19 protein-coding genes are annotated in these 19,316 nt (G+C 68.9%); 16 read left to right on the forward strand and 3 right to left on the reverse strand.

Annotated elements, in window-relative coordinates; genetic code table 11:
• Positions 1–96 precede the first annotated feature (96 nt).
• Positions 97–1,386, forward strand: a complete 1,290-nt coding sequence (locus tag H8838_RS11090) for a DUF6884 domain-containing protein (RefSeq protein WP_224766077.1) — start codon at positions 97–99, stop codon at positions 1,384–1,386.
• Here the strand turns inward: H8838_RS11090 and H8838_RS11095 are convergent.
• Both H8838_RS11095 and mobF read right to left on the reverse strand, forming a co-directional pair.
• Complete coding sequence (locus H8838_RS11095; protein WP_185996644.1) at positions 1,363–1,737, reverse strand: hypothetical protein; 375 nt, start codon at positions 1,735–1,737, stop codon at positions 1,363–1,365. The two genes, H8838_RS11090 and H8838_RS11095, sit on opposite strands and share 24 nt — an antisense overlap.
• 99 nt (positions 1,738–1,836) lie before the next feature.
• The gene (gene mobF / locus H8838_RS11100) at positions 1,837–5,358 is read right to left on the reverse strand and encodes a MobF family relaxase (protein WP_224766078.1); all 3,522 of its coding nucleotides are present in this window, start codon (positions 5,356–5,358) and stop codon (positions 1,837–1,839) included.
• Positions 5,359–5,665: 307 nt separating this feature from the next.
• Here mobF and H8838_RS11105 point away from each other — a divergent pair, with 307 nt between their 5' ends.
• The 12 genes from H8838_RS11105 to H8838_RS11160 are packed head-to-tail and all read left to right on the forward strand — an operon-like array spanning position 5,666 to position 16,405.
• Positions 5,666–6,289, forward strand: coding sequence for a hypothetical protein (locus H8838_RS11105; protein WP_185996643.1), 624 nt, complete (start codon positions 5,666–5,668; stop codon positions 6,287–6,289).
• The gene (locus H8838_RS11110) at positions 6,277–7,227 is read left to right on the forward strand and encodes a hypothetical protein (RefSeq protein WP_185996642.1); all 951 of its coding nucleotides are present in this window, start codon (positions 6,277–6,279) and stop codon (positions 7,225–7,227) included. The genes H8838_RS11105 and H8838_RS11110 overlap by 13 nt, the downstream gene beginning before the upstream one ends.
• Positions 7,228–7,251: 24 nt before the next feature.
• Positions 7,252–7,926: an SAF domain-containing protein gene (locus H8838_RS11115; RefSeq protein ID WP_185996641.1), complete on the forward strand. Its 675-nt coding sequence runs from the start codon at positions 7,252–7,254 to the stop codon at positions 7,924–7,926.
• Between the two features lie 41 nt (positions 7,927–7,967).
• Positions 7,968–8,690 (forward strand): P-loop NTPase family protein, encoded by a 723-nt coding sequence (locus H8838_RS11120; protein WP_224766079.1) that lies wholly within the window; start codon positions 7,968–7,970, stop codon positions 8,688–8,690.
• The gene (locus H8838_RS11125) at positions 8,687–10,159 is read left to right on the forward strand and encodes a CpaF family protein (protein ID WP_185996639.1); all 1,473 of its coding nucleotides are present in this window, start codon (positions 8,687–8,689) and stop codon (positions 10,157–10,159) included. Before H8838_RS11120 ends, H8838_RS11125 begins: the two co-directional genes overlap by 4 nt.
• The gene (locus H8838_RS11130) at positions 10,156–11,016 is read left to right on the forward strand and encodes a type II secretion system F family protein (protein ID WP_185996638.1); all 861 of its coding nucleotides are present in this window, start codon (positions 10,156–10,158) and stop codon (positions 11,014–11,016) included. The genes H8838_RS11125 and H8838_RS11130 overlap by 4 nt, the downstream gene beginning before the upstream one ends.
• The gene (locus H8838_RS11135) at positions 11,013–11,915 is read left to right on the forward strand and encodes a type II secretion system F family protein (RefSeq protein ID WP_185996637.1); all 903 of its coding nucleotides are present in this window, start codon (positions 11,013–11,015) and stop codon (positions 11,913–11,915) included. The genes H8838_RS11130 and H8838_RS11135 overlap by 4 nt, the downstream gene beginning before the upstream one ends.
• A gap of 28 nt (positions 11,916–11,943) precedes the next feature.
• On the forward strand, positions 11,944–12,138 hold the full coding sequence (locus H8838_RS11140; protein WP_185996636.1) for a hypothetical protein: 195 nt from the start codon (positions 11,944–11,946) through the stop codon (positions 12,136–12,138).
• The gene (locus tag H8838_RS11145) at positions 12,107–12,538 is read left to right on the forward strand and encodes a TadE/TadG family type IV pilus assembly protein (RefSeq protein WP_185996635.1); all 432 of its coding nucleotides are present in this window, start codon (positions 12,107–12,109) and stop codon (positions 12,536–12,538) included. Before H8838_RS11140 ends, H8838_RS11145 begins: the two co-directional genes overlap by 32 nt.
• Positions 12,535–12,957: a TadE/TadG family type IV pilus assembly protein gene (locus H8838_RS11150; protein ID WP_185996634.1), complete on the forward strand. Its 423-nt coding sequence runs from the start codon at positions 12,535–12,537 to the stop codon at positions 12,955–12,957. The genes H8838_RS11145 and H8838_RS11150 overlap by 4 nt, the downstream gene beginning before the upstream one ends.
• On the forward strand, positions 12,954–13,373 hold the full coding sequence (locus tag H8838_RS11155) for a TadE/TadG family type IV pilus assembly protein (RefSeq protein WP_185996633.1): 420 nt from the start codon (positions 12,954–12,956) through the stop codon (positions 13,371–13,373). The genes H8838_RS11150 and H8838_RS11155 overlap by 4 nt, the downstream gene beginning before the upstream one ends.
• Entirely contained in the window at positions 13,370–16,405 is a 3,036-nt protein-coding gene (locus H8838_RS11160) for a LysM peptidoglycan-binding domain-containing protein (RefSeq protein WP_185996632.1), read from the forward strand. The genes H8838_RS11155 and H8838_RS11160 overlap by 4 nt, the downstream gene beginning before the upstream one ends.
• A 19-nt stretch (positions 16,406–16,424) precedes the next feature.
• Here the strand turns inward: H8838_RS11160 and H8838_RS11165 are convergent, their stop codons facing one another.
• Positions 16,425–16,679 carry a hypothetical protein gene (locus H8838_RS11165; protein WP_185996631.1) on the reverse strand — a complete coding sequence of 85 codons (255 nt, stop codon included), beginning with the start codon at positions 16,677–16,679 and terminating at the stop codon, positions 16,425–16,427.
• A gap of 256 nt (positions 16,680–16,935) precedes the next feature.
• Here H8838_RS11165 and H8838_RS11170 point away from each other — a divergent pair, with 256 nt between their 5' ends.
• From H8838_RS11170 to H8838_RS11180, 3 genes are all read left to right on the forward strand, one after another.
• Complete coding sequence (locus tag H8838_RS11170) at positions 16,936–17,085, forward strand: hypothetical protein (RefSeq protein ID WP_185996630.1); 150 nt, start codon at positions 16,936–16,938, stop codon at positions 17,083–17,085.
• Between the two features lie 26 nt (positions 17,086–17,111).
• Complete coding sequence (locus tag H8838_RS11175; RefSeq protein ID WP_185996629.1) at positions 17,112–17,546, forward strand: hypothetical protein; 435 nt, start codon at positions 17,112–17,114, stop codon at positions 17,544–17,546.
• A gap of 389 nt (positions 17,547–17,935) precedes the next feature.
• Positions 17,936–19,285: an SWIM zinc finger family protein gene (locus tag H8838_RS11180; protein ID WP_224766080.1), complete on the forward strand. Its 1,350-nt coding sequence runs from the start codon at positions 17,936–17,938 to the stop codon at positions 19,283–19,285.
• Positions 19,286–19,316 lie beyond the last annotated feature (31 nt).

Raw genomic sequence — 19,316 nt, forward strand, 5'->3', positions numbered from 1 at the left:
TCGACGGGGTCCGACGAAATGGGCGGTACAGCACAATCCGCGTGAGGAGGGCCCCGTCCGCGGTCGCCTGTAGGACCGATACGCGACACTCTCAGCGTGGCTGAGTGGACTCCCCTGCGCGCGCTGCTAGCCGACGTTGATACGTCGGTGACTCTGGCGTGGGGCGAGCTCGACGGCTTGGTTGGCGGGCTGCCGAGGTCGGCATACGTGCACAACGCGTTCTGGAAGGGCGATCGCTCGGGATGGCCCGGATTCAGGACGACGGAGGTGAAGGTCGGCGAGTCCGTGACCTTCGTGCGGCTCCGCGCAATGCCCGTCGCCGAGCGCCAGGCGGCTCCCACTCCGATGACTCGATCGGCAGCTCCTGCGCCAGACCTGGTCCTCGTAGGCTGCGTCAAGAAGAAGCTCGATGTCCCCGCCCCCGCCCGGGAGCTCTACACGTCGCCGCTCTTTCGCAAGGAGCGCGCCTACGCCGAGCAGGCGGGGGTCCCCTGGTTCGTGCTGTCAGCCGAGCACGGGCTGGTCGCTCCCGACGAGGTACTGGCGCCGTACGACCTACGTCTCTCGAAGACGTCCCGCGACTATCGACGGGCCTGGGGTGCCAGAGTGGTCCAGCGACTCGGAGAGGTCGTCGGGCCCGTCAGGGGGAAGACGGTCGAGGTTCATGCCGGCTCGGCGTACACCGATTTCATCCGCGACCTCCTGATTCGGGCCGGTGCCACCGTGGTCGAACCGCTGGCCGGACTGCCTATGGGTGCCCGGCTCGCCTGGTACGGCAACCACTCAGCCCCTTCGATCGCCTCGGCTCCCCTGCTGGAAGTGCGCGAGCTAATCAACCGGCTGACCGCCGATGCCTCCGCGATCTCCCCCGAGGAGTTCCTAGCGACTGGTGCTTCCCGGTTCAAGTCTCCGGGCCTCTACAGCTGGTGGGTGGACCCGAGCGGTGCAGTCGATCTCGCCAAGGGGCTCGGTCTCAATGTCGACGAGGGAATGATTTACGCGGGGCTTGCCGGCGCAACGAGGTCCGGAGGCCGCAGGTCGAAGAACACCCTGTGGGGTCGGATCCAATCGATGCACCTGGGCGGCCGGCACGAGTTCTCGACCTTCCGCCTGAGCCTGGGATCGGTGCTCGCGGCCTCAAGCGGCGCGGCCGAAATCGACGAGGTCGCCTTGACCGCCTGGATGCATGCCCATCTTCGCTTGATCGCGGTTCCTGTGGCCGATGCGGACACGCTGGGTGCCGTCGAGACGGACGTCCTGGCTGAGCTCAATCCGCCGCTGAACCTGGACAAGGTGCCACGAGACCCGCGTCGACAACGGCTGAGTGCCTTGCGCAGGCAGTACGGCCGCAAGAAGCGGCGCTCATCCGGGGCCGGCGATGGCTGACCGGTCGCCCGGAGGGCACTCAGCACCGAGCGCGCCGCGTCGTCGAACAGACGCGATGAAGCGACGCGCGGCTACCCAGCCGGCAAGAGCCAGGATCTTGAGGGCATCCCACGCCAGCACGAGCACCAGCACGTTGACCAAGCCGGGAGCGCCTGCCGCGACGGCTACGGCAAGGAGGTGCATCACGAACAGGATGGAACCCCCAAGTGCGAGCAACCCAAGTGCTGTCCACCATCGCGGCACGGACTCGCGCACTCTTGCGACCAGGAGATTCGAGGGCGCGTAGATCTGGAGGTATTGGTGAGCCAGGGCTACGACGACAATGACCGGGATGACGAGCAGGAACAGCATCAGCGGCTCCTCGATAGTTGGTCCCACCTCCCTACGTGTGAGTCACGCCGACGGACACCGCGCCCGCGCTACCTGTGGACGAGTCGGCTGTGCAGGCGCCTATGGCGAGAAAATGGTCTGAGCTTCGGCCGTCAGCGCGGCACGGGTTCGCCCCCGCTCGGTGGCGGCCGTAGCTGTTTCCACTGCTCGGAGGGCGCGCTGACGGTCCGCAAGCTGGGCATCGGTCACGGCTCGCCCTCCCACCGGCAGATCCCCGTTGAGGTTGTAGCGGTCGCGGTACGCCGCGACGGTCGACGCAGCGAGCACCCACCGTTCACGGCTCTGCGAGTCCGGCGGCTGGTCCCCCAGCCGCCGGGCCCACGCTTCCCCATTGGCAATGGCCTCCTCGGCAAGCATTCGTGCACGGGACTCGATCAACGCCTTCCGCTCATCTATCGCCTGGCGATCCGCCTGGCTCATGGCTCCCAATGGCTCGGGTATGAGCCCGGCGATCAGCCTCGGGCGCAGGTGGCACCCCCGTGGAGACGACGAGGCAACCCGGTGGATCCGATACCGAAGGACGGCGGCGATGTCGTCGGCATCGTCGAGGCGGTGCTGACCAACGATCCATGGCACCAGGGTTTCCAGATCGTGGTGATGCGCCTCAGCCCTCCGAAGCGCGACCGAGAGTGGTCCGAAGGCGGAGGACTCGACGGCCGCGGCGTGCTGGTCGGCCGTCAGACCAGAGCGCCCCAGCAGGTCGACGAAGCGGTCATGCTGAGCCTCGGCTGCGATTGTCTCGAGCTCCGCGGCGAGCCGGTCGATCCCCCCGTGAAGCTCGTACTCGGCCGAGATCGTCTGAGCGGCCGAGAGGTCTGCGCCGCTGTGCTGGAGGACGCCGTACAGCACGGTTCTCGCAGTGACGTCATCCGCCTCAGGCGTGGAGTGGCTGTCGTCGAGCTGGTCAAGGGCGACGTACGCGATGTTGGAGTCGCGGCCGCGGGTCATGGAGACGTAGAGGTTCTCCCGCGTCGTCGACGGCGTCACGACGACGTGCGCCGTGTCGACGGTGACGCCCTGAGCGCGGTGCGCGGTCACGGCGTAACCGAGGTCGAGGTGTTCGGCGACGTACTCCGCCGGGAGGACTGTCCGCCCTCCGCCCGTTCCGAGGAGCTTGACCACGACGGCTCCCTCGCGGCGGATGTCGGTGACCTTCCAGCGGTCGCCGTTCTTGACCCACCCGCCGCGCATCGTGCGGAGTCGCCGGTCGTTCTGGCGCGTGATGACGATGTCGCCGACCGAGGCTCTGCAGCCGTCTACCAGTTCAGCCTCGCGTTGATCGACAGCGCCATCCAGAAGCAGCCGCTCGGCCCGGGCGCGTTCATTGAGCGCGCGGACGTCGCGGGCCGACTCGGTCACGAGGATGCTGGCACGGCCGGCGGCGCAGTCGGCTCGCCAGGCGACGTATGCGGCGTCCACCATCTGGTCCGTGACGCCTTCGCGGATGCGCTGGTGACGGCCATAGGCGGAGATGGCCTGGACGTCGCCGCGGCTCAGCGCGAGGGACGCGTCCTTCTCCCACTCGTTGGTGAAGCGGTGGATCTCGATCAGTTCCGGTGCGTCCGTACGTCGGTCGACGAGGAGCGCGAATGCCCCACCGGCGTCGATGGACTGGAGTTGGTGGGGATCGCCTACCAGAAGCACCTTGGCGCCTGCGGCCGCGGCGATCCCGCTGAGCCGATCGAGTGTCACCGTGTCGGCAAGGGTCGCCTCGTCGACGATCACCAACTGACCGCGTCGGAGTTCAGTGCGGCCGTGGTCGTACTCATGGAGCCACTTCGCCGTGTTCTCGCACGCGACGCCGAGGTCGTCGGCCAGCGCCTGCGCTGCCGCGGCAGACGGCGCGAGACCGACGACACTCCCCCGCCCGTGCTCTGCGATCCACGCCGTCCGGAGCGCTCGCATCGTGGTGGTCTTGCCTGCCCCGGCCGGCCCGACGAGTACGTCGACCTGGCGGCCCGACTGGCAGATGCTTTCCACCGCACGGCGCTGTTGAGCGCTCAACTGGACCTTTCCAGTCGCCGCCGCCCGCCTCGCAACGTTCGCGGCCACCGTCGGCGCAGTCACCTTCTCGGCACGACCCAATAGCCGCGCCTCGGCATCGAGCACCGCGGTCGAGGAGTACTTCTCGCCGTGGCGCGGACGGAACCGGCTCGTGCCATCCTCCCTCTGGAATCGGATCGGGCTGGTCGCGAGCTCCGGCGGGGTCAGGACCACGGACCGCAACTGCGCCGCGTCGACGACCAGCCCGACGACAGCCTCACGGTCCCCGCTCGTCGCGAACCTCAGATCCATGGTCTGCTTCGACGCTTCGGCCATCAGGTTCCAGTGCGTCCACACCGCCCGCTTCACAGAGACCGCCGCGACCACGTCGGCGCTGATCGCCTCGATCGCAGCCAGCGGCACGTCGTCGGCAGTCAGCGGGTTCCCGCCGTGGCCGATCACGTCGCGAGACCATGTCGACGGTTCGGTCCCCAACCGCTCGGCGGCGCGCTGTCGCCAGTCGGCTGTCAGGTCGGCGAGCGATCGGACCTCCTTCGGCGGACGTGTGGCCAGCGTCGCCTGGGCTCGGAGTTCGACGATGGTCTTCGCTGTCGGCGTGCGTCCGTGGCGGGCGGCGTACTCGGCGATGAGCTCGTTCTTCTTGAGTTCGATCTGGCGGGTGCGACTGGAGAACTCGGAGATCAAGTCGTCGCTGACGCCAGCGATCTCCCATCGAGCGTTCCGGTCGGGTCCCCGCTGCCGCAACTCCCACTCGATGCCTAGGTCGCGCGACAGGCGATCGGCGAGCAGCGCGTCGTAGTGCACCGACAGGCCGGTTCGGGAGGCAAATACTGGGCGCCCGTCGAGGCTGCGCCAGCGGCCGTCCATGACGGTGAGCACCTTATTGGCGATGACGACGTGCGTGTGGAGCTGCGGATCGCCGGCACGCGAATCGAAGTGGTCGTAGGCAACGGCCGCAACGCCTGCCACGTCGACCTGGGCCACGGCGCCGTCTCTGTCGGAGATGCCTGCCCGGGTAGCAGCGACCTCTCGCTCGAACAGGTCGATCACCTCGGCGACCGCCGCGTGGTGGGCGGCGACGATCCGCTCCTGGGTGACGGCGTCGGCCACACCCCAGAGCACGGAGACCGACTTCGGGACGCTGAAGGTGAGGTCGAATCCGGCGACCGCTCGGCGCATCCCGGCCGCGGTCTCCTCGGCCTCGATCCGGGTGGTTTCGGCCGCGCAGTCCTCCTGGGTCATGTCCGGGTCGAGCGCGGCGACGCGCTCCTCGATCCGGTCAGCGAGCCGCGTGTAGGACGGATACGCCCGGCCGAGTTGTTCTCCCGTGACGGGGTCGCGGCCCATGCCGACGAGCAGGGCGAGCTGCTCCTCAGTCACCTGCATGCCCGCCCGGATCTGGCCGGCACCGAAGGCTCCGACGCCGGATCCCAGCCAGCGGCCGGGCGGCGTGCCGACTTCGGAGTAGTAGCGGGTCAGGGGCGTCGACATCGGGCGCTGGCCATCACCGGCCGCGACGCTGCGCAGCAGGTACTGGTAGCCGCTGCCCGCGGACATCCGGCGCATCGAGACCGTCACGGCCGTTTCCGTCCCACAGCGCTCAGGTGCGCGTCCTTCTCCACAGACCCCTCGATCTGCACACCGTGTGAAGACGAGAACGAGGTAGGACCGAGGGGAGGAACGGGTGCCAGGAACGGGTGGACAGGACGGCGTACCTGATGTTCGGGATCAACGGGTGGAGAACAGCGATGGGACAGGTGAGGGTCTTGCGAAGTAGAGGGACGGGGTGCCGTAATGGGAGGCGGACGACGTCTTGGTTCGTCACGAGGCGGCGTTCTGGTCCATCGCTTGAGCCGGGCGGCTCAGGACGGAACGGGTCTCGGGCATGACGAACCATCGAACGATCTCCTTGGCGACCGCTGCAGCGCTCCTGTCGGCCGTCGTCACTGGCTGCGCCTCGGACGGGGAAGAACCCGAGACGCGGCCTTCGGTGATGCCGAACACGTCCCCGACTTCCCAGGCCTCAAGCGCCCCGTCTCCCACGAGCGAGACAGGTATCGCGGCCCAGGACGCCACGGACGTCGTATATCGCTACTTCAAGACCGTCGACCGTCTCGGTCAGGAGTCGCAGGAGCCGCTGGGCGTCCTGCGGGCCGTCGCCATCAGCACGCAGCTCTCCGCGCAGGAGAAGCTCCTCCGCAGCCGGCGGAGCGCCGGTCAGCGTCAGACCGGTGACGCGAGAATCGTCGAGCTGCTGGTCCAGTCAGTGAACCTCGACAATTCCGCACCAAAGGCTGGGCAGGTTCCTACCGTCCAGATCGATGTCTGCTGGGATGTCAGCGCCGTCGACATCGTGGACACCAAGGGCAAGTCCGTGGTCGCCCCGGGGCGACCGGACCGTGGATGGACTCGATACACGATCGCCAACTACGAGTGGCAAGACGAGCCACGCGAAGGATGGCGAGTCGCCGGCGGTGAAGACCTCAAGCAGGCGTCATGCGAATCCTGACCCGACTCGGCCTCCTCCTGGTGCTGATCGCCGCGGTCGTGGCTTGGCCGTCCCCTGCCGAGGCAGAACCGGTTTGTACCCAGACGGACCCTTGGAGTGGTGGCTGCACCGTCTGGGTGGAAATCCCTGGCAAGCCTGGCACCCCCGGCACCCCACCCGACGACGGTCCGAAGGACACCGGCTCGGGCGAGTCCTGCTACTGGGACCCGGTGGGCCACGGAGGCGTGGGGAAGGCGGGACCGATCCCGTGCGAGACGGAGAACGGCTACTGGTCCAACGAGCTCGCCTGCTACATCACGCGACTCGACCCCCAGCCGCCTCCAGGGGATTCGTCCTGGCAGGGCCACGAGCCGGGCGACGGTGCGGTCTACACCTGCTACCAGCCGCAGACCGACATCGGCATCTGGGTTTGGTTCGCGAACCCGCCGCCGAGCTCGGGGACCGGCCCGACGCCGCGCGAGGTCGCGGAGATCGCCATCGACTCGATGCAGCTCGAGGCCATCCGGATCGGCATCGTTCCCGAGCCGGGTCCGGATCGCGTCGGCCTCGTCGGGATGCCCGTCTGGATGTGGGCGGAGACACCTGACGAGAAGACCTACGGACCGACCACTGCGTCCGCGAGTCTGGGCGGCATCACCATCACGGCGACGGCGCGCACCCACCGGATCACTTGGAACATGGGCGATGGGACCACCGTGGTGTGCCGGTCCGCTGGTACGCCGTACGAGGAGCGCTTCGGCCGCCAGCCGTCACCGACGTGCGGCCACGTGTACGAGCGAACCAGTGCCGACCAGCCGGGGCAGAAGTACACCGTCACGGCCACCTCCGACTGGGTCATCGACTGGTCCGGAGCAGGTCAGACCGGGACCATCCGTCTCAACGGATTATCCCGTTCTGTCGCCATCACCGTCGGCGAGGCACAGGTCCTCGTGAACTGACGACCTGCGCGGGAGGTACGAGCCATGTCCACCACTGCTCAAGAGGACCGGAGTCCCGGCCCCCGCACCGTCACGCCGGGGGCCGAGTCCAGCCTCACTCCCCCTCCGAAGCTGCGGAGACGTCCCGCGCTCGTGGTGGCCGCGGTCGCCGTGACGGCTCTCGGCTCGTTGCTCGGCGCGTGGGCCTGGAGCGCGACGACCGATACCCAGGAGGTCCTCGCGGCTCGCGCCACCATTCACCGGGGCGAAGTGATCGAGGCGCAGGACATCCAGCGCATCCGGATCAGCGGCGACCCAGCACTCACTCCCCTGCCGGCCTCGGCGTACGACGACCTCATCGGCCAGCGGGCGACACTGGACATCGCGGCGGGCGGCCTGCTCACAGCGGAGTCGACGGCCGACGACCCGCTGCTCGGCCAGGGACAGTCGATCGTCGGGATCTCGCTCACCGCTGCCCAGGTGCCGGCGATGCCGCTGTACGGCGGTGACCAGGTCCGGGTCATCGTCACCCCCAGCGACACCGCGGAGCGCGTCAACTCCCCGCCGTCCACCACCGCCAAGGTCGTCGACACCAACCTCGACGAGGCCACCGGCAACACGGTGGTCAACGTCCTGGTCCCCTACGCGGATGCCGCCCTCCTCGCCGCGCGCGCGGCCACCGGGAACGTGGCACTAGTGCTCGACTCGGGAGCCAAGTGATGACCGTCGTCTGTCTCACCTCGGCCTCCGGATCTCCGGGGGTGACCACGACGGCCGTCGGCCTGGCGTTCTGCTGGCCCCGCCCGGTGCTCCTCGTGGAGGCCGATCCGACCGGCGGGTCCGGGGTGCTGGCGGGCTTTCTCAAGGGCACGACGCCGTACGACGGTGGCCTCCTCGAGTTGGCGCTCTCACCGCTGAGCGTGGCGGACGCGCTGCGCGACGTGGTCCGGCCGTTGAGCCCGAGCGTCTCGCTGCTGGCGGGCACCCGGACGCATGCCCAGGCGGCAGCGCTGCGCGACGTGTGGGAACCCCTCGGCACCGCGCTCGGCGAACTGGAGGCCAGCGGGCAGGACGTCATCGTCGATGCCGGCCGACTCGGGCTCACGGGCTCTGCGAAGCCGCTCCTCGAGGCCGCGGACACGACCTTGCTGGTCACCCGCACCAACTTGCCGTCCATCTCGGCGGCACGATCGTGGGCAGAGACGGCACGTGAGCCAGCATCCGGCTGGCAGCACCCGGGCCTGCTTCTGGTCGGCGAAGGACAGCCCTACCGAGCCACTGAGGTCTCCAAGGCGCTCGGGCTCCCCGTCGTCGCCGACCTCCCCGACGAGCCAGCGGCGGCAGCGGTCTATCACCGCGGGAGCGCCCCACCGCGGCACTTCGAGACCGGTCCCTACATCCGGGCGCTCAAGGCGACAGGACAGTCGGTGCAGGCGCACGTGTCGCGTTCCCGGTTCACCGTCCTCGGGGAGGCCACCCGATGAGTGAGGCGTACCGCTCCGTCAACGGGTACGGCGACCTGTCGGACCTGCCGCTGTTCAACCAGCCGACCAACGGCACGCCGGCACCGGTGACCACCCTCGGGACAGCCGTCGCGGCGGCGCCGACAGCAGACGTCGAGGTCGACTGGTCCATCGTCTCCGGGCTGCGCGCGCGGGCCTCTGAGCAGCTCAGCCAGGCGGTCGCGTCCGATCGGAACCGCCTCGACAGGGCCGCGCAACAGGAGCTCGGCCGGTCCATCGTCCTGGACCTGATCGAGTCGGCGATGGCCGAAGACGTCAACGCCGGTCACCGGGCCTGGAGCTCGGCGCGGCAGCAGGCCACTGCGCAGGCGGTCTTCGACTCCCTCTTCCGGCTCGGTCGACTGCAGCCGCTGGTCGACAACGACGACATCGAGAACATCGTCATCGTGGGCCACGACAACGTCCACCTCGAGCTGATCGACGGCACCTTGGTCGACGGACCGCCCGTCGCCGACTCCGACCAGGAGCTCATCGACTTCCTGGTGTTCCTGGCCTCGCGCAGCGAGGTCAACGCCCGCTCCTTCTCCGAGGCCCAACCTCGACTTCACATGCGTTTGGACGGCGGCTCGCGCCTCGCCGCCGCCGCGTGGGTCACGCCGCGTCCCTCGGTGGTCATCCGGCGGCATCGGCTGATGCGCGTCACTCTCGATGACCTGGTGGCGAGGGAGATGATGACGCCCACCGTGGCCTCGTTCCTGCGGGCCGCCGTTCGGGCCCGCCGCTCGATCGTCGTCGCCGGTGCACAAGGTGCCGGCAAGACCACGCTCGTCCGCGCGCTCTGCGCCGAGATCGACGCCCTGGAGGCCGTCGGCACCTTCGAGACCGAGTACGAGCTGCACCTCCACGAGCTGGGCCGGCACAAAATCGTCCACGCCTGGGAGGCACGCCCCGGTTCCGGGGAACGCGGCACCGACGGCCGCCAGGCCGGCGAGTTCACCCTCGACGAGGCGCTTGTCGACTCCTTCCGGTTCAACCTCTCCCGTCAGATCGTCGGCGAGGTCCGGGGCAAGGAGATCTGGGCGATGATCAAGGCGATGGAGTCCGGCACCGGCTCCATCTCCACGACCCACGCCGCCGACGCCGTCGCCGCCGTCCGCAAGCTCGTCACCTGCGCCATGGAGGCCGGGCCACACGTCACCCAGGGCTTGGCGACGAGCAAGCTCGCCGCCACCGTCGACCTCATCGTCCAGCTCGACATGGAGACCACGACGGGATCCGGGGGCGCGACGCGGATCAGGCGGGTCGCCGAGATTGTCGCCCTGGCTCCCGGGGAGAGGGAGGTCGGGTACGCGACCACCCACGTGTTCCGGGCGGACGCCACGGGAGTCGCGGTCCCCGACGTACTCCCAGACGAGTACCGGACGCTGGCCCGCCATGGGTTCGACCTCGGCGCCTACCTCGCCACGCGCCCCTTCGAGGGGCAGCCGTGAGCCTCCTGGTCCCCAGCCTCGCGGGCGGACTCATCGCCGCCGGCCTCTTCGGCCTCGTCGTCGGCCTGCGACCCACTGCCGCACCGCCGCGCGACAGGCCCACTGCCGGCGGACGGCGCCTGGCTCTCACCGCGCGCACCCGGACGATGCTGCTGGTCGGCGTCGCGCTGGGCGTCCTCGGGTGGTTGGTGACCGGATGGGTCCTCGCCCTGGTCCTCGCTCCTGTCGCCGTCTTGGGCCTGCCGGCCTTGTTGTCCGCTCCGCCGGCCGCGACCCAGATCGGGCGGCTCGAAGCGATGGAGGAATGGACGCGCTCGCTCTCGGGGGTGCTGACCGTCGGGATCGGGATCGAGCAGGCACTCGTGGCGACCCTGAGGTCCACGCCTGCCCCGATCGAAGCGGAGGTCAGCCGACTGGTCGCCCGCCTCCGCGCCCGGTGGGACACCGAGACTGCGCTACGGGTCTTCGCCGACGAGCTCGACGACGCGACCGGCGACCTGATCGCGGCCAACCTGATCCTCGGTACTCGGCGTCGCGGCGCCGGACTCGCCAGCGTCCTCGACGGGCTCGCAGAGTCCGTGGCAGCCGACGTGCGGGCCCGCCGTCAGGTGGAGGCCGATCGGGCCAAGCCTCGCGCGACCGCCCGCTGGGTGACCCTGATCAGCGCCAGCGTCCTGGTCGTCCTGGCCCTGTCGGGCAGCTACGTCGAGCCGTACGCCAGTCCCGTCGGCCAGGTGATCCTGGTCGTGCTGCTCTCGGCGTACGTCGCCACCCTGATCTGGATGCGTCGCATGGCCACGGGCAAGCCCTTGCCCCGCTTCCTCGACACCCGCGCCGAAGCGACGGTCCCGCGATGATGACGGGACTCCAGCTCGCCGTCCTCTCGGGTGGTCTCCTCGGCCTCGGCCTGGTGCTGGTGGTGGCACGCCTGCTGCCCGCCGAACCGGACCTGGCCGACGCCCTCGATCGGGTCTCGTCCCCGCGTCGGGGCGCCGCCGCGCGGGCCGCCACCGCCAGGACGCGCCAGGAACGCCTCGGCCTCTGGGGCCTCCGGACGCTGCCACCGGGGCTGTGGGTCCGGACACCGACCCGGGAGCTCGCGCTGCTCCGGATCTCCGTCGGCCAGTTCTACGGCGAGAAGCTCACGTTCGCCGGACTGGGCCTGTTCATCCCGCCGGGTCTCACGGTGCTGTTCAACACCCTCGGCCTGGGCATCCCCCTGCAGATCCCGGCGCTCGCCTCGCTCGGACTCGCCTCGCTCATGTTCTTCATTCCCAACTACAACGCCCTGGACGACGCCCGGAAGGCCCGCGTGGAATTCGCCCGCGCGCTCGGCGCCTACATCGACCTGGTGGCCCTCGAACGCCACAACGGGATCGGGGTCCGCCAGGCCATGGAGGCCGCCGCGGAGGTCGGCGACTCATGGGTCTTCACCCGGCTCTCCGAAGAGCTCACCCGCTCCCGGTGGTCGGGTCTGCCGCCCTGGGAAGCGCTGCACACCTTGGCTGAAGAACTTGGACTTCCCGAGCTCGACGACTTCGCCGACATCATGCGCCTCTCCGGCGAGGAGGGAGCAAGCGTGTACGCCACCCTTCGCGCCCGATCCGCCGCCATGCGCACCGCACGGCTCAACGACGAGATCGCCGAGGCGAACGCCGTCGGTGAGCGCATGACGATCCCCGGCTCGCTCCTCGGCGTCATCTTCATGGCGCTGCTCGTCGCTCCCTCTTTGCTTCGCATGCTCACAAGCCCGTGACGTGGAAGGACAACCCCAGGAGGAACCCATGTTGAAAGTCCTGGTCCTGCTGCAGCTGGCAGGCCGCGCCAAGTACGACGATCTGACAGCCGCGCGGCGCAACGAGCGTGGTTCAGTGACCACCGAGCACGTGCTCTGGGCGGTTGCGGTGATCGCCATCGTCGGAATCGTCGTCGCAGCGGTCACGACCTATGTCCAGACCCAGGCCGGCAAGATCAAGTAGCCGTCTCCGGCGGCGCAACCAGCAAGGCTCGGTCTCGATCGAGCTGCTCATCGTCCTGCCCGCGCTCTTCGCCGTCCTGTTCCTCGGCATGCAGGCTGCCCTCTTCCACCACGCACGCACGGTCGCCATCGCCGCCGCCCAGCAGGGCGCGCGCGAGGCCGGCGCGATGCAGGGACGAGAGTCGGACGGCGTTGGTGCGGCCACCGCGTTCATCGCCGAGGCCGGTGGTGACGACGTACTCACCCACGCGTCCGCCAGCGCAAACCGGACTGCGGCAAGAGCGACGGTGACCGTCACCGGGTTCAGTCTGAGTGTCATCCCCGGCTGGAAGGTCCGCATCACCCAGAGCGCGACCGTCCCCGTCGAACGCCTCACCTCACCGACGGCAGCAGGGTCATGAGGCGGCGGGACGAGCGCGGGTCCGCGGCCATCGAGGCAGCCATCGGGGTGCCCGCCTTCGCGCTCTTCGTCGGACTGATCATCTTCGGCGGCCGCACGGCGATCACCCACCAAGCACTCCAATCCGCCGCTGCGGACGGCGCTCGGTCGGCGTCGCTCACGCGCGATGCAGAAGCCGCCCGAGCCGCCGCCCGGGACGCCGCCGTGGCGAGCATCGCCAACCAGAAGATCGACTGCTCCGGTGTCGAGGTCACCGTCAACACCACCGACTTCACCAAGCCACCGGGCGTGCCGGGATCGATCGCCGTCACCGTCTCGTGCCGCCTGAATTTGGCCGATCTGGCCGTCCCGGGCGTCCCAGGCGCACGGGTCCTGAGCGAGACCATGACCAGCCCACTAGACACTTGGCGCGAACGATGAGCAGCCGTGACGAGCGCGGATCCATCACGGTCTGGCTGGCGCTATCCAGCTTCGTGATGATCTTCCTCGTCGGCCTCGCCGTCGACCTCGGCGGGCAAGTGCACGCCCACGAGCGGGCGCACGACCTCGCCGCCCAGGCAGCACGAGCCGGCGGCGAGGAGGTCGACGGTGCAGGAGCCGTCCAAGGGCACCAGGTGACGATCAGTCCCGTGGCAGCCCGGGCCACCGCCCTGCGCTACCTCGACGCCGCCGGCGTCACCGGGACCGCCGAGATCACCGGCGGCAACACCATCACCGTCACCGTCCACGACACCTACGACGCCCGCTTCCTGGGCCTGCTCGGCATCCACCGGCTCGACGTCACAGGCACGGCGACCGCCCGCCTGCTCCGCACTGTGGGAGGCAACCAGCGATGAACACCCTCAATCCCCGGCTCCGAGGCCTCGCCGCCACCCTCGCACTGATCGCCTTCGTCGCAGGCGTTCCCACCGTGCTGCTGGCGATCGACGCGATCCCAGATCTCTCGGCCTTCGCCTGGTCACGACTGAGCGCACCGGACGACGGGACCCTGGTGGTCGAGGTCCTTGCCGCGGTCTGCTGGCTCGCCTGGGCGATCTTCACCTGCCAACTCGCCGCCTCCATCGTGTCGCAACTCCGAGGCCTGAACACGCCCCGGCTGCCCGGCCTTGGGGTGCCGCAGGGAGCGGCCGATCGTCTCGTCGCCGCGGCGGCCCTGTTGTTCTTCGCGATGCCTTCGGCGACCGCGCTGGTCCCTGAACCGGCAGCCGAGGCCGCTGCGGCGACCACTCCCCTGCCCGCCACCGGACATGTCGCGGAGTCGGTCGACTCCCCGGCCCCGGCACCGCAGATTCAGGAGAAGCCGATACCGGAACCGGAGGTCGAGCGATACACCGTCAAGCGCGGCGACAGTCTCTGGCGCATCGCCGAGGAACGGTGGGGAGACGGCACCCGCTACGTCGAGTTGGTCGACCTCAACCAGGCCGTCCTGGGTGGGCGACCCGACTTCCTCCTCCCCGGCACCGTGCTCAAGGTGCCGGTTAGTCGCGGGCCTACCGACGATGCGTACGTCGTACGGCCCGGCGACACACTCTCCGAGATCGCCGAGGACGAGCTCGGCGACGCCGATGCCTATCCGTCGATCTTCCAGGCCTCACGCGACACCGCGCAGGCCGACGGCGCCCGATTGACCGACCCCGACCTGATCCTTCCGGGCTGGAGGCTCACCGTCCCCGTCCCCGGGCAACAGCCGACCGTCGAGTCACCGGCCATGCAGGCCGAGCCACGCACGTCGCCCCGGGCTGCCCCTGAATCCCAGGGCCCAGCCACCCACATGGAGCCCACCGAGCCGGCGGAACGCCCGACCACGGAGAGCCAGAACACGCACCACGACACCGACGACGACGTCACCCCGTCGTGGCTCCTCCCCGGCCTCGCTGGGGCGGGATCGATCTTCGGCGGAGCTCTGTGGCTGGTCCTTCGTGCTCAACGGCGCACCCAACTGCGGTACCGGCGCCCCGGCACGATCATCCCTCCACCACCCGCCGAACTGCTGCCCGCCGAGAAGACGGCTCGGGCCACCGCCTCCGTCATCGCACCCCGGATCGACGCCCTCGACAGCGCCCTACGCTCCCTGTCCCCGCTCCCGCGGCTCGTCACCGTGGCGCTCACAGGCAGCGACATCGCCCTGACCTTGGCCGAACCCGCCGACCTGCCGACGCCCTGGACCGGGTCCGCAACCGCCTGGCGAATCGCCCTCGCCGACGTACCGGAGCGTCCGGAGGACTCCTTTCCGCCCTACCCGCTGCTCGTCAGCGTCGGTCAGAGGGCCGACAACGCGTTCCTCTTTCTCAACCTCGAGGAACTCCGCACCGTCACCGTCACCGGCGACACCGAGCGCAAGGCCGCCTTCGCGCGCCACCTCGCAGCCGAACTGGCCGTCAACCCGTGGTCCATCGTCACTCGCGTCGACCTCCTCGGCGTCGGCCCCGACCTCGCGGAGTTCAACCTGGGCCGCGTTCACACACACCCCGCGGACGACACGGACTTCATCGCCACCCTCGCCCGCCACCTGTCCTCGATCACCGAGCCATCCGACCCCGACGACTTCCACGCCGCGGTCATCGCGACCACGAGCCGCCCCGTACCTGGCCTCGATGAACTCGCCGACGTGATCGGAAACGTCCCGGGTCGCTCCTCGGCAGCCGTGATCGACCTCGCGGCCGAACCACGGCCCTCGGACACTCACCTGCACCTGACGGATGACGGTCGGCTCCAAGCGCCCAACTTGGACGTCGATGTCATCGCCGCGGGACTCTCCGAAGACGAGGCTCGAGCCTGCGCCCTCCTTCTCGATCTGACGCTTGAAGAGACGGTGGCACCAGTCCCGCGACCGACGAACGACGCGCCCGTGGCCGACCTGGGTGGTGCACTCGTCGAACCGCTGACTGAACCCAGGCCAGCGGGTGCTGCCGGGAACGAGTCGCTCTTGCCGTTGGACACGCAGGCTTACACGAACGCGGCCGCGACGACGGTCGAGGACGTCGAAGCGCTTGCGCCCATCGCTTCTCCCCAGGCTCGTTCTGCCGTCCGGTCGGCTGACCCCTGCCTGGACGAGGACCTTGCTCTCTGGGGGTCGCCCGCCCCGGCCGCCAGGTTGACACTGCTGGGGCCGATCAATGTGCGAACCGCCGGTGACGCGAAACCCACCGTGAATCGTCGCCCGTTCTACGTCGAGCTCCTGACGTACCTCGCACTTCACCCGGCAGGGGTCTCCAAGAGAGAAGTCGCACGCGACTTCGCGATCCGACCCGAACGGGTTCGGGTGGACATGAGCAAACTGCGAGTGTGGCTCGGCGACGATCCGCGCACTCGTAGGCCCTACCTACCCGCGGCGGAAGGGGAAGGAGGCGCCTCCCCCAAGCTCTACAAGCTCGACGGGGTCCTCTGCGATCTCGACCTGTTTCGCCGTCTTCGCGTGCGCGGACAGAGCCGTGGCGCCGAAGGCATGGACGACCTGATCGCGGCGCTTCGACTGGTCAGCGGCGAGCCGTTTAGCGAGCTGCGGACGGACGGCTGGAGCTGGCTGCTGGAGGGCGACAGGTGGGACCACATCATGACGAGCGCCATCGTTGATGTCGCCCATATCGTCTCCGTCCATGCGCTCGCCGGCGGCGACTGCGACCTCGCGTTGTGGTCCGCTCAAGTCGCCTACTCCGCAGCCCCGTACGACGAGGTCGCGCAGCTCGACCTGGTCCAGGCGGAGAAGGTCAAGGGCGACGATGAGAAGGCCGATCGGGACCTGAACGAGAACGTCTTCAACCGTCGCGACGACGAACTCCCGCCGATCGAGCTGCCTGAGCGCACCGCTCAGGTGGTCCGCGACAAGAACTGGGGCGGTCACGGGCCACGGCCGCGACGAACTGGATAGATCGCGTCGCCATACCGGGCTAGTCCTGCGCGTCCGACTCGTCCTGCTCGTCCTCCCTCAGCATCCTGCGCAGCCGCACTGTGCTTATGCCGATCATGGCGACAGGGAGGGGGAGGAAGATGTACAGAGACGTCGGGTCATCGGGTTCGAGGACGAACAGCACGAACAGTGCAACCGCGAACAGAGCGGCAAAGACGCCCAGCGCTACCTTCTCCGTGCGCAGAGCAAAGGGTCCGACCAGACCGTTCGAGTACTGCTTGTCGAGAGGCGCCATGCACGAACTGTTCCACGATCGTGCCCTGACCATACTTCGGTAACCGGGCCTGCCTTACGGACCGGGGGCAGAACCCACCAGATCACGCTGTGGTGGAAAGCCATGGAGGATCCGAGTGCCTTTCGCCCTTCGCTGGCATGATCTCAGGAGTTCGCGACTCGCAGAGGGGGATTCAATGAGCGAGTACCCAAGCCGTCAGACGGGTCTAGCCGGCTGGGTGTCGAGGCACAGCAGAGCTCTTCAAGGCGGGTGCGTCGTGCTTGCGCTCGCTTCGGCGGCGCTGTTGGTCACCGACGTTCTCGACGAGGAAGGCTGGAGCCAGATGAGTTGGGCCTCGCTGCTCAACTTCTTTTCCTTCTGCTGCCTGTTCTTCGTGATTCGGGCGCTGTCCAAAGCGCGAGCGTGAGTGTTCCGTCTACAGCTTCTCGATCCATGGTGATGGTCGCGATCGGCGCAGTAGCCGTGTGGCTCTTCTCGCTGGACCGCGCGGAGCCAGCGCTGGTCGGGATCGGCTTACTCTCGCTAGTTGCCCTTGGTTTCGTGGTGAAGCCCGGACGCGGGCGCTGGTACGGCCTGGGGGTCGTTTGCACCTTCCTGGCGCTGTTCCTCGGACTGGTCCAGGGACCGCTAGTCGAGGGCGCATCGACCGGCTACTGCGACTCCGTCTTCGGCCCCTTCGACCCGGGTCATTCGTTTCCGGATGATGCCCCGGCCGACACTGAGGAACGATGCCAGGAGATCCGGCGCGACCGGACCGCGCTCATGTCGACGTTGGGGATCGTCGGGCTCATTGCCCTCGGGTTGTCACTTGGGAGCCCTCGCGCCACTTCACCGGCAGACGACTCGTCGGCCAGCGCCCTGCATTGACCACTCGACGGTCAAGGTTTCTGAGCAGGACACCTGCGGGTATGGAGCGCAAGCGAAATTGAGCTTGGCTGTGTCGGACTCGCGGTGAAACAAGGAGAGCCATGGTCTACAACCCGTCGGGTCATTCGTCTCGATACTTCGTGCGGTGGGCCGCCGCGAATGCCCTCCTCGCTGCAATTATGGTCGTCATAGCCATCGCCAGCGACAGGACTAGCACCGTGGTCATCTCGTGGATCGCGGCTGCGCTACTCGCAGGTGGGTCCGTTGCAGGCTTCGTTGCCGCGATGAAGGTCCGCGACGCCGCGCCCTAGCCAGGCATACCGCCAGGTACATCGTGATGGTCTTTTCGACGGACATTGCCGGTGATGGGTGCCACGATGCACCCGGAGGTGAGCGTGCAGACCCATGTGAATTCGTACGACCGTCCCTCGTCCCTGGACGTGGGTGCTGGTCGTCTGCTGTTGGAGACCAGTGGGGGCGTGGCGCTGCGTGCCCGCAGCCGCCACCCGCGCTTCTTCGACGGGATGCTGGTGCACCCGCAGGTCGCAGGGAGCGCTCTGCGGCAGGTCGCCCAGGTGGCGGCGGCCTCCTATGTCCGCCGCGACCGGAACGCGGGCGGTCTCGACCCGGTCGTGACGTCCGACGGTGTGCGGTTGCGTTTCGAGTCGTTCTCGTTGTGCGGGGGCGTGCTGGCCCGGCTGGACGTGTTGCCTGAGGGGTTGGACGGTGACGTGCTGGACCGGGGGACCACCAACGTGGACGTCAACGAACCGCTGCGCCGCATGCTGTCGCGGCTTTCGCCCGCGGGGATGCTGCACCTGTCCGTCGGCACAGAGGGTCTGGTTGCTACGACAGAGACGGGTGCTGTTATCGAAACCAAGGTCCCACTGCCGGCACGATGGTTGCGGGGATTCGCCGAGGCGGCGCACATCGGCGCAAGCTTCGAACCACGTCTCCAGGTGTCCGGAGCGGAGGGGCTCCGGTTCCTCACGGGGCTTGGCCGCAGCGCGTCGGGCTGGCTCTTGCCCGCGGGCCGGGGGCTTCGACTGTCCTCACGGCCGGCCCCGGGGGCCGTGTTTGTGAGCGGCTCCCAGCGCCTGGAGTCGTTGCTTCCGCTCCTCCCTCATGCCTCGACCCTGAGAGCGTATGGCCCCACCGGCGACCAGGACGTCTCCTCTGCTGCGTCGGCTTGGGAGGTGGTGCTCCCGGGAGCTCGTTACCTGCTCACGCTCTCGCCGGAGCCTGGTCGCGGCTTCTCTGGCGAGGGTGCGGGGCTTGCCGCCCTGGCCGCGGCCAGGACTACCGACGACGCCGAGGCAGTTGCCGCACACCTGGGCTTCCAACCGGTCCTCGACCCCGACCTGCTCGCGGACGCGAGCGGGTTGTCGCGGGAGCGAGTGCGGACGGCACTGGCATGCCTCGGGACCACAGGGCGTGTCGGCTACGACGTCACGGAGGCGGCCTGGTTCCACCGCGAGCTCCCGTACGACGCTGCTGCCGTCGCCCGTCTCAACCCCCGCCTCCGTCGGGCCGAGGCCCTCGTTTCCGATCAGGCGGTGAGGCTCGTCGACGAGTCGTCCGCCCGCGTTCGTGGCTCGGAGACCACTCACACCGTCCACACTGAACCCGACGGGCGCACGTCGTGCACGTGCGACTGGTGGGTGACGCACCGGGGAGGCCGCGGGCCGTGCAGCCACGAGCTGGCGGTCCAGATGACACGGGCCAGAGGCCGCGGATGAGTGTGTCGCGCTGGCCCGTTATCGAGGCACT

Origin of the sequence: Nocardioides campestrisoli (genome assembly GCF_013624435.2) — a bacterium.
GTDB classification, from domain to species: Bacteria; Actinomycetota; Actinomycetes; order Propionibacteriales; family Nocardioidaceae; genus Nocardioides; species Nocardioides campestrisoli.

Excerpts from the sequence above, each read along its gene's own strand:
- H8838_RS11105 (WP_185996643.1), top strand. The coding sequence starts at position 5,666 with ATGACGAACCATCGAACGATCTCCTTGGCGACCGCTGCAGCGCTCCTG.
- H8838_RS11095 (WP_185996644.1), bottom strand. The coding sequence starts at position 1,737 with ATGCTGTTCCTGCTCGTCATCCCGGTCATTGTCGTCGTAGCCCTGGCT.
- H8838_RS11165 (WP_185996631.1), bottom strand. The coding sequence starts at position 16,679 with ATGGCGCCTCTCGACAAGCAGTACTCGAACGGTCTGGTCGGACCCTTT.
- H8838_RS11155 (WP_185996633.1), top strand. The coding sequence starts at position 12,954 with ATGAGCAGCCGTGACGAGCGCGGATCCATCACGGTCTGGCTGGCGCTA.
- H8838_RS11175 (WP_185996629.1), top strand. The coding sequence starts at position 17,112 with ATGGTGATGGTCGCGATCGGCGCAGTAGCCGTGTGGCTCTTCTCGCTG.
- H8838_RS11115 (WP_185996641.1), top strand. The coding sequence starts at position 7,252 with ATGTCCACCACTGCTCAAGAGGACCGGAGTCCCGGCCCCCGCACCGTC.
- H8838_RS11150 (WP_185996634.1), top strand. The coding sequence starts at position 12,535 with ATGAGGCGGCGGGACGAGCGCGGGTCCGCGGCCATCGAGGCAGCCATC.
- H8838_RS11145 (WP_185996635.1), top strand. The coding sequence starts at position 12,107 with ATGTCCAGACCCAGGCCGGCAAGATCAAGTAGCCGTCTCCGGCGGCGC.
- H8838_RS11135 (WP_185996637.1), top strand. The coding sequence starts at position 11,013 with ATGATGACGGGACTCCAGCTCGCCGTCCTCTCGGGTGGTCTCCTCGGC.
- H8838_RS11125 (WP_185996639.1), top strand. The coding sequence starts at position 8,687 with ATGAGTGAGGCGTACCGCTCCGTCAACGGGTACGGCGACCTGTCGGAC.
- H8838_RS11160 (WP_185996632.1), top strand. The coding sequence starts at position 13,370 with ATGAACACCCTCAATCCCCGGCTCCGAGGCCTCGCCGCCACCCTCGCA.
- H8838_RS11110 (WP_185996642.1), top strand. The coding sequence starts at position 6,277 with ATGCGAATCCTGACCCGACTCGGCCTCCTCCTGGTGCTGATCGCCGCG.
- H8838_RS11140 (WP_185996636.1), top strand. The coding sequence starts at position 11,944 with ATGTTGAAAGTCCTGGTCCTGCTGCAGCTGGCAGGCCGCGCCAAGTAC.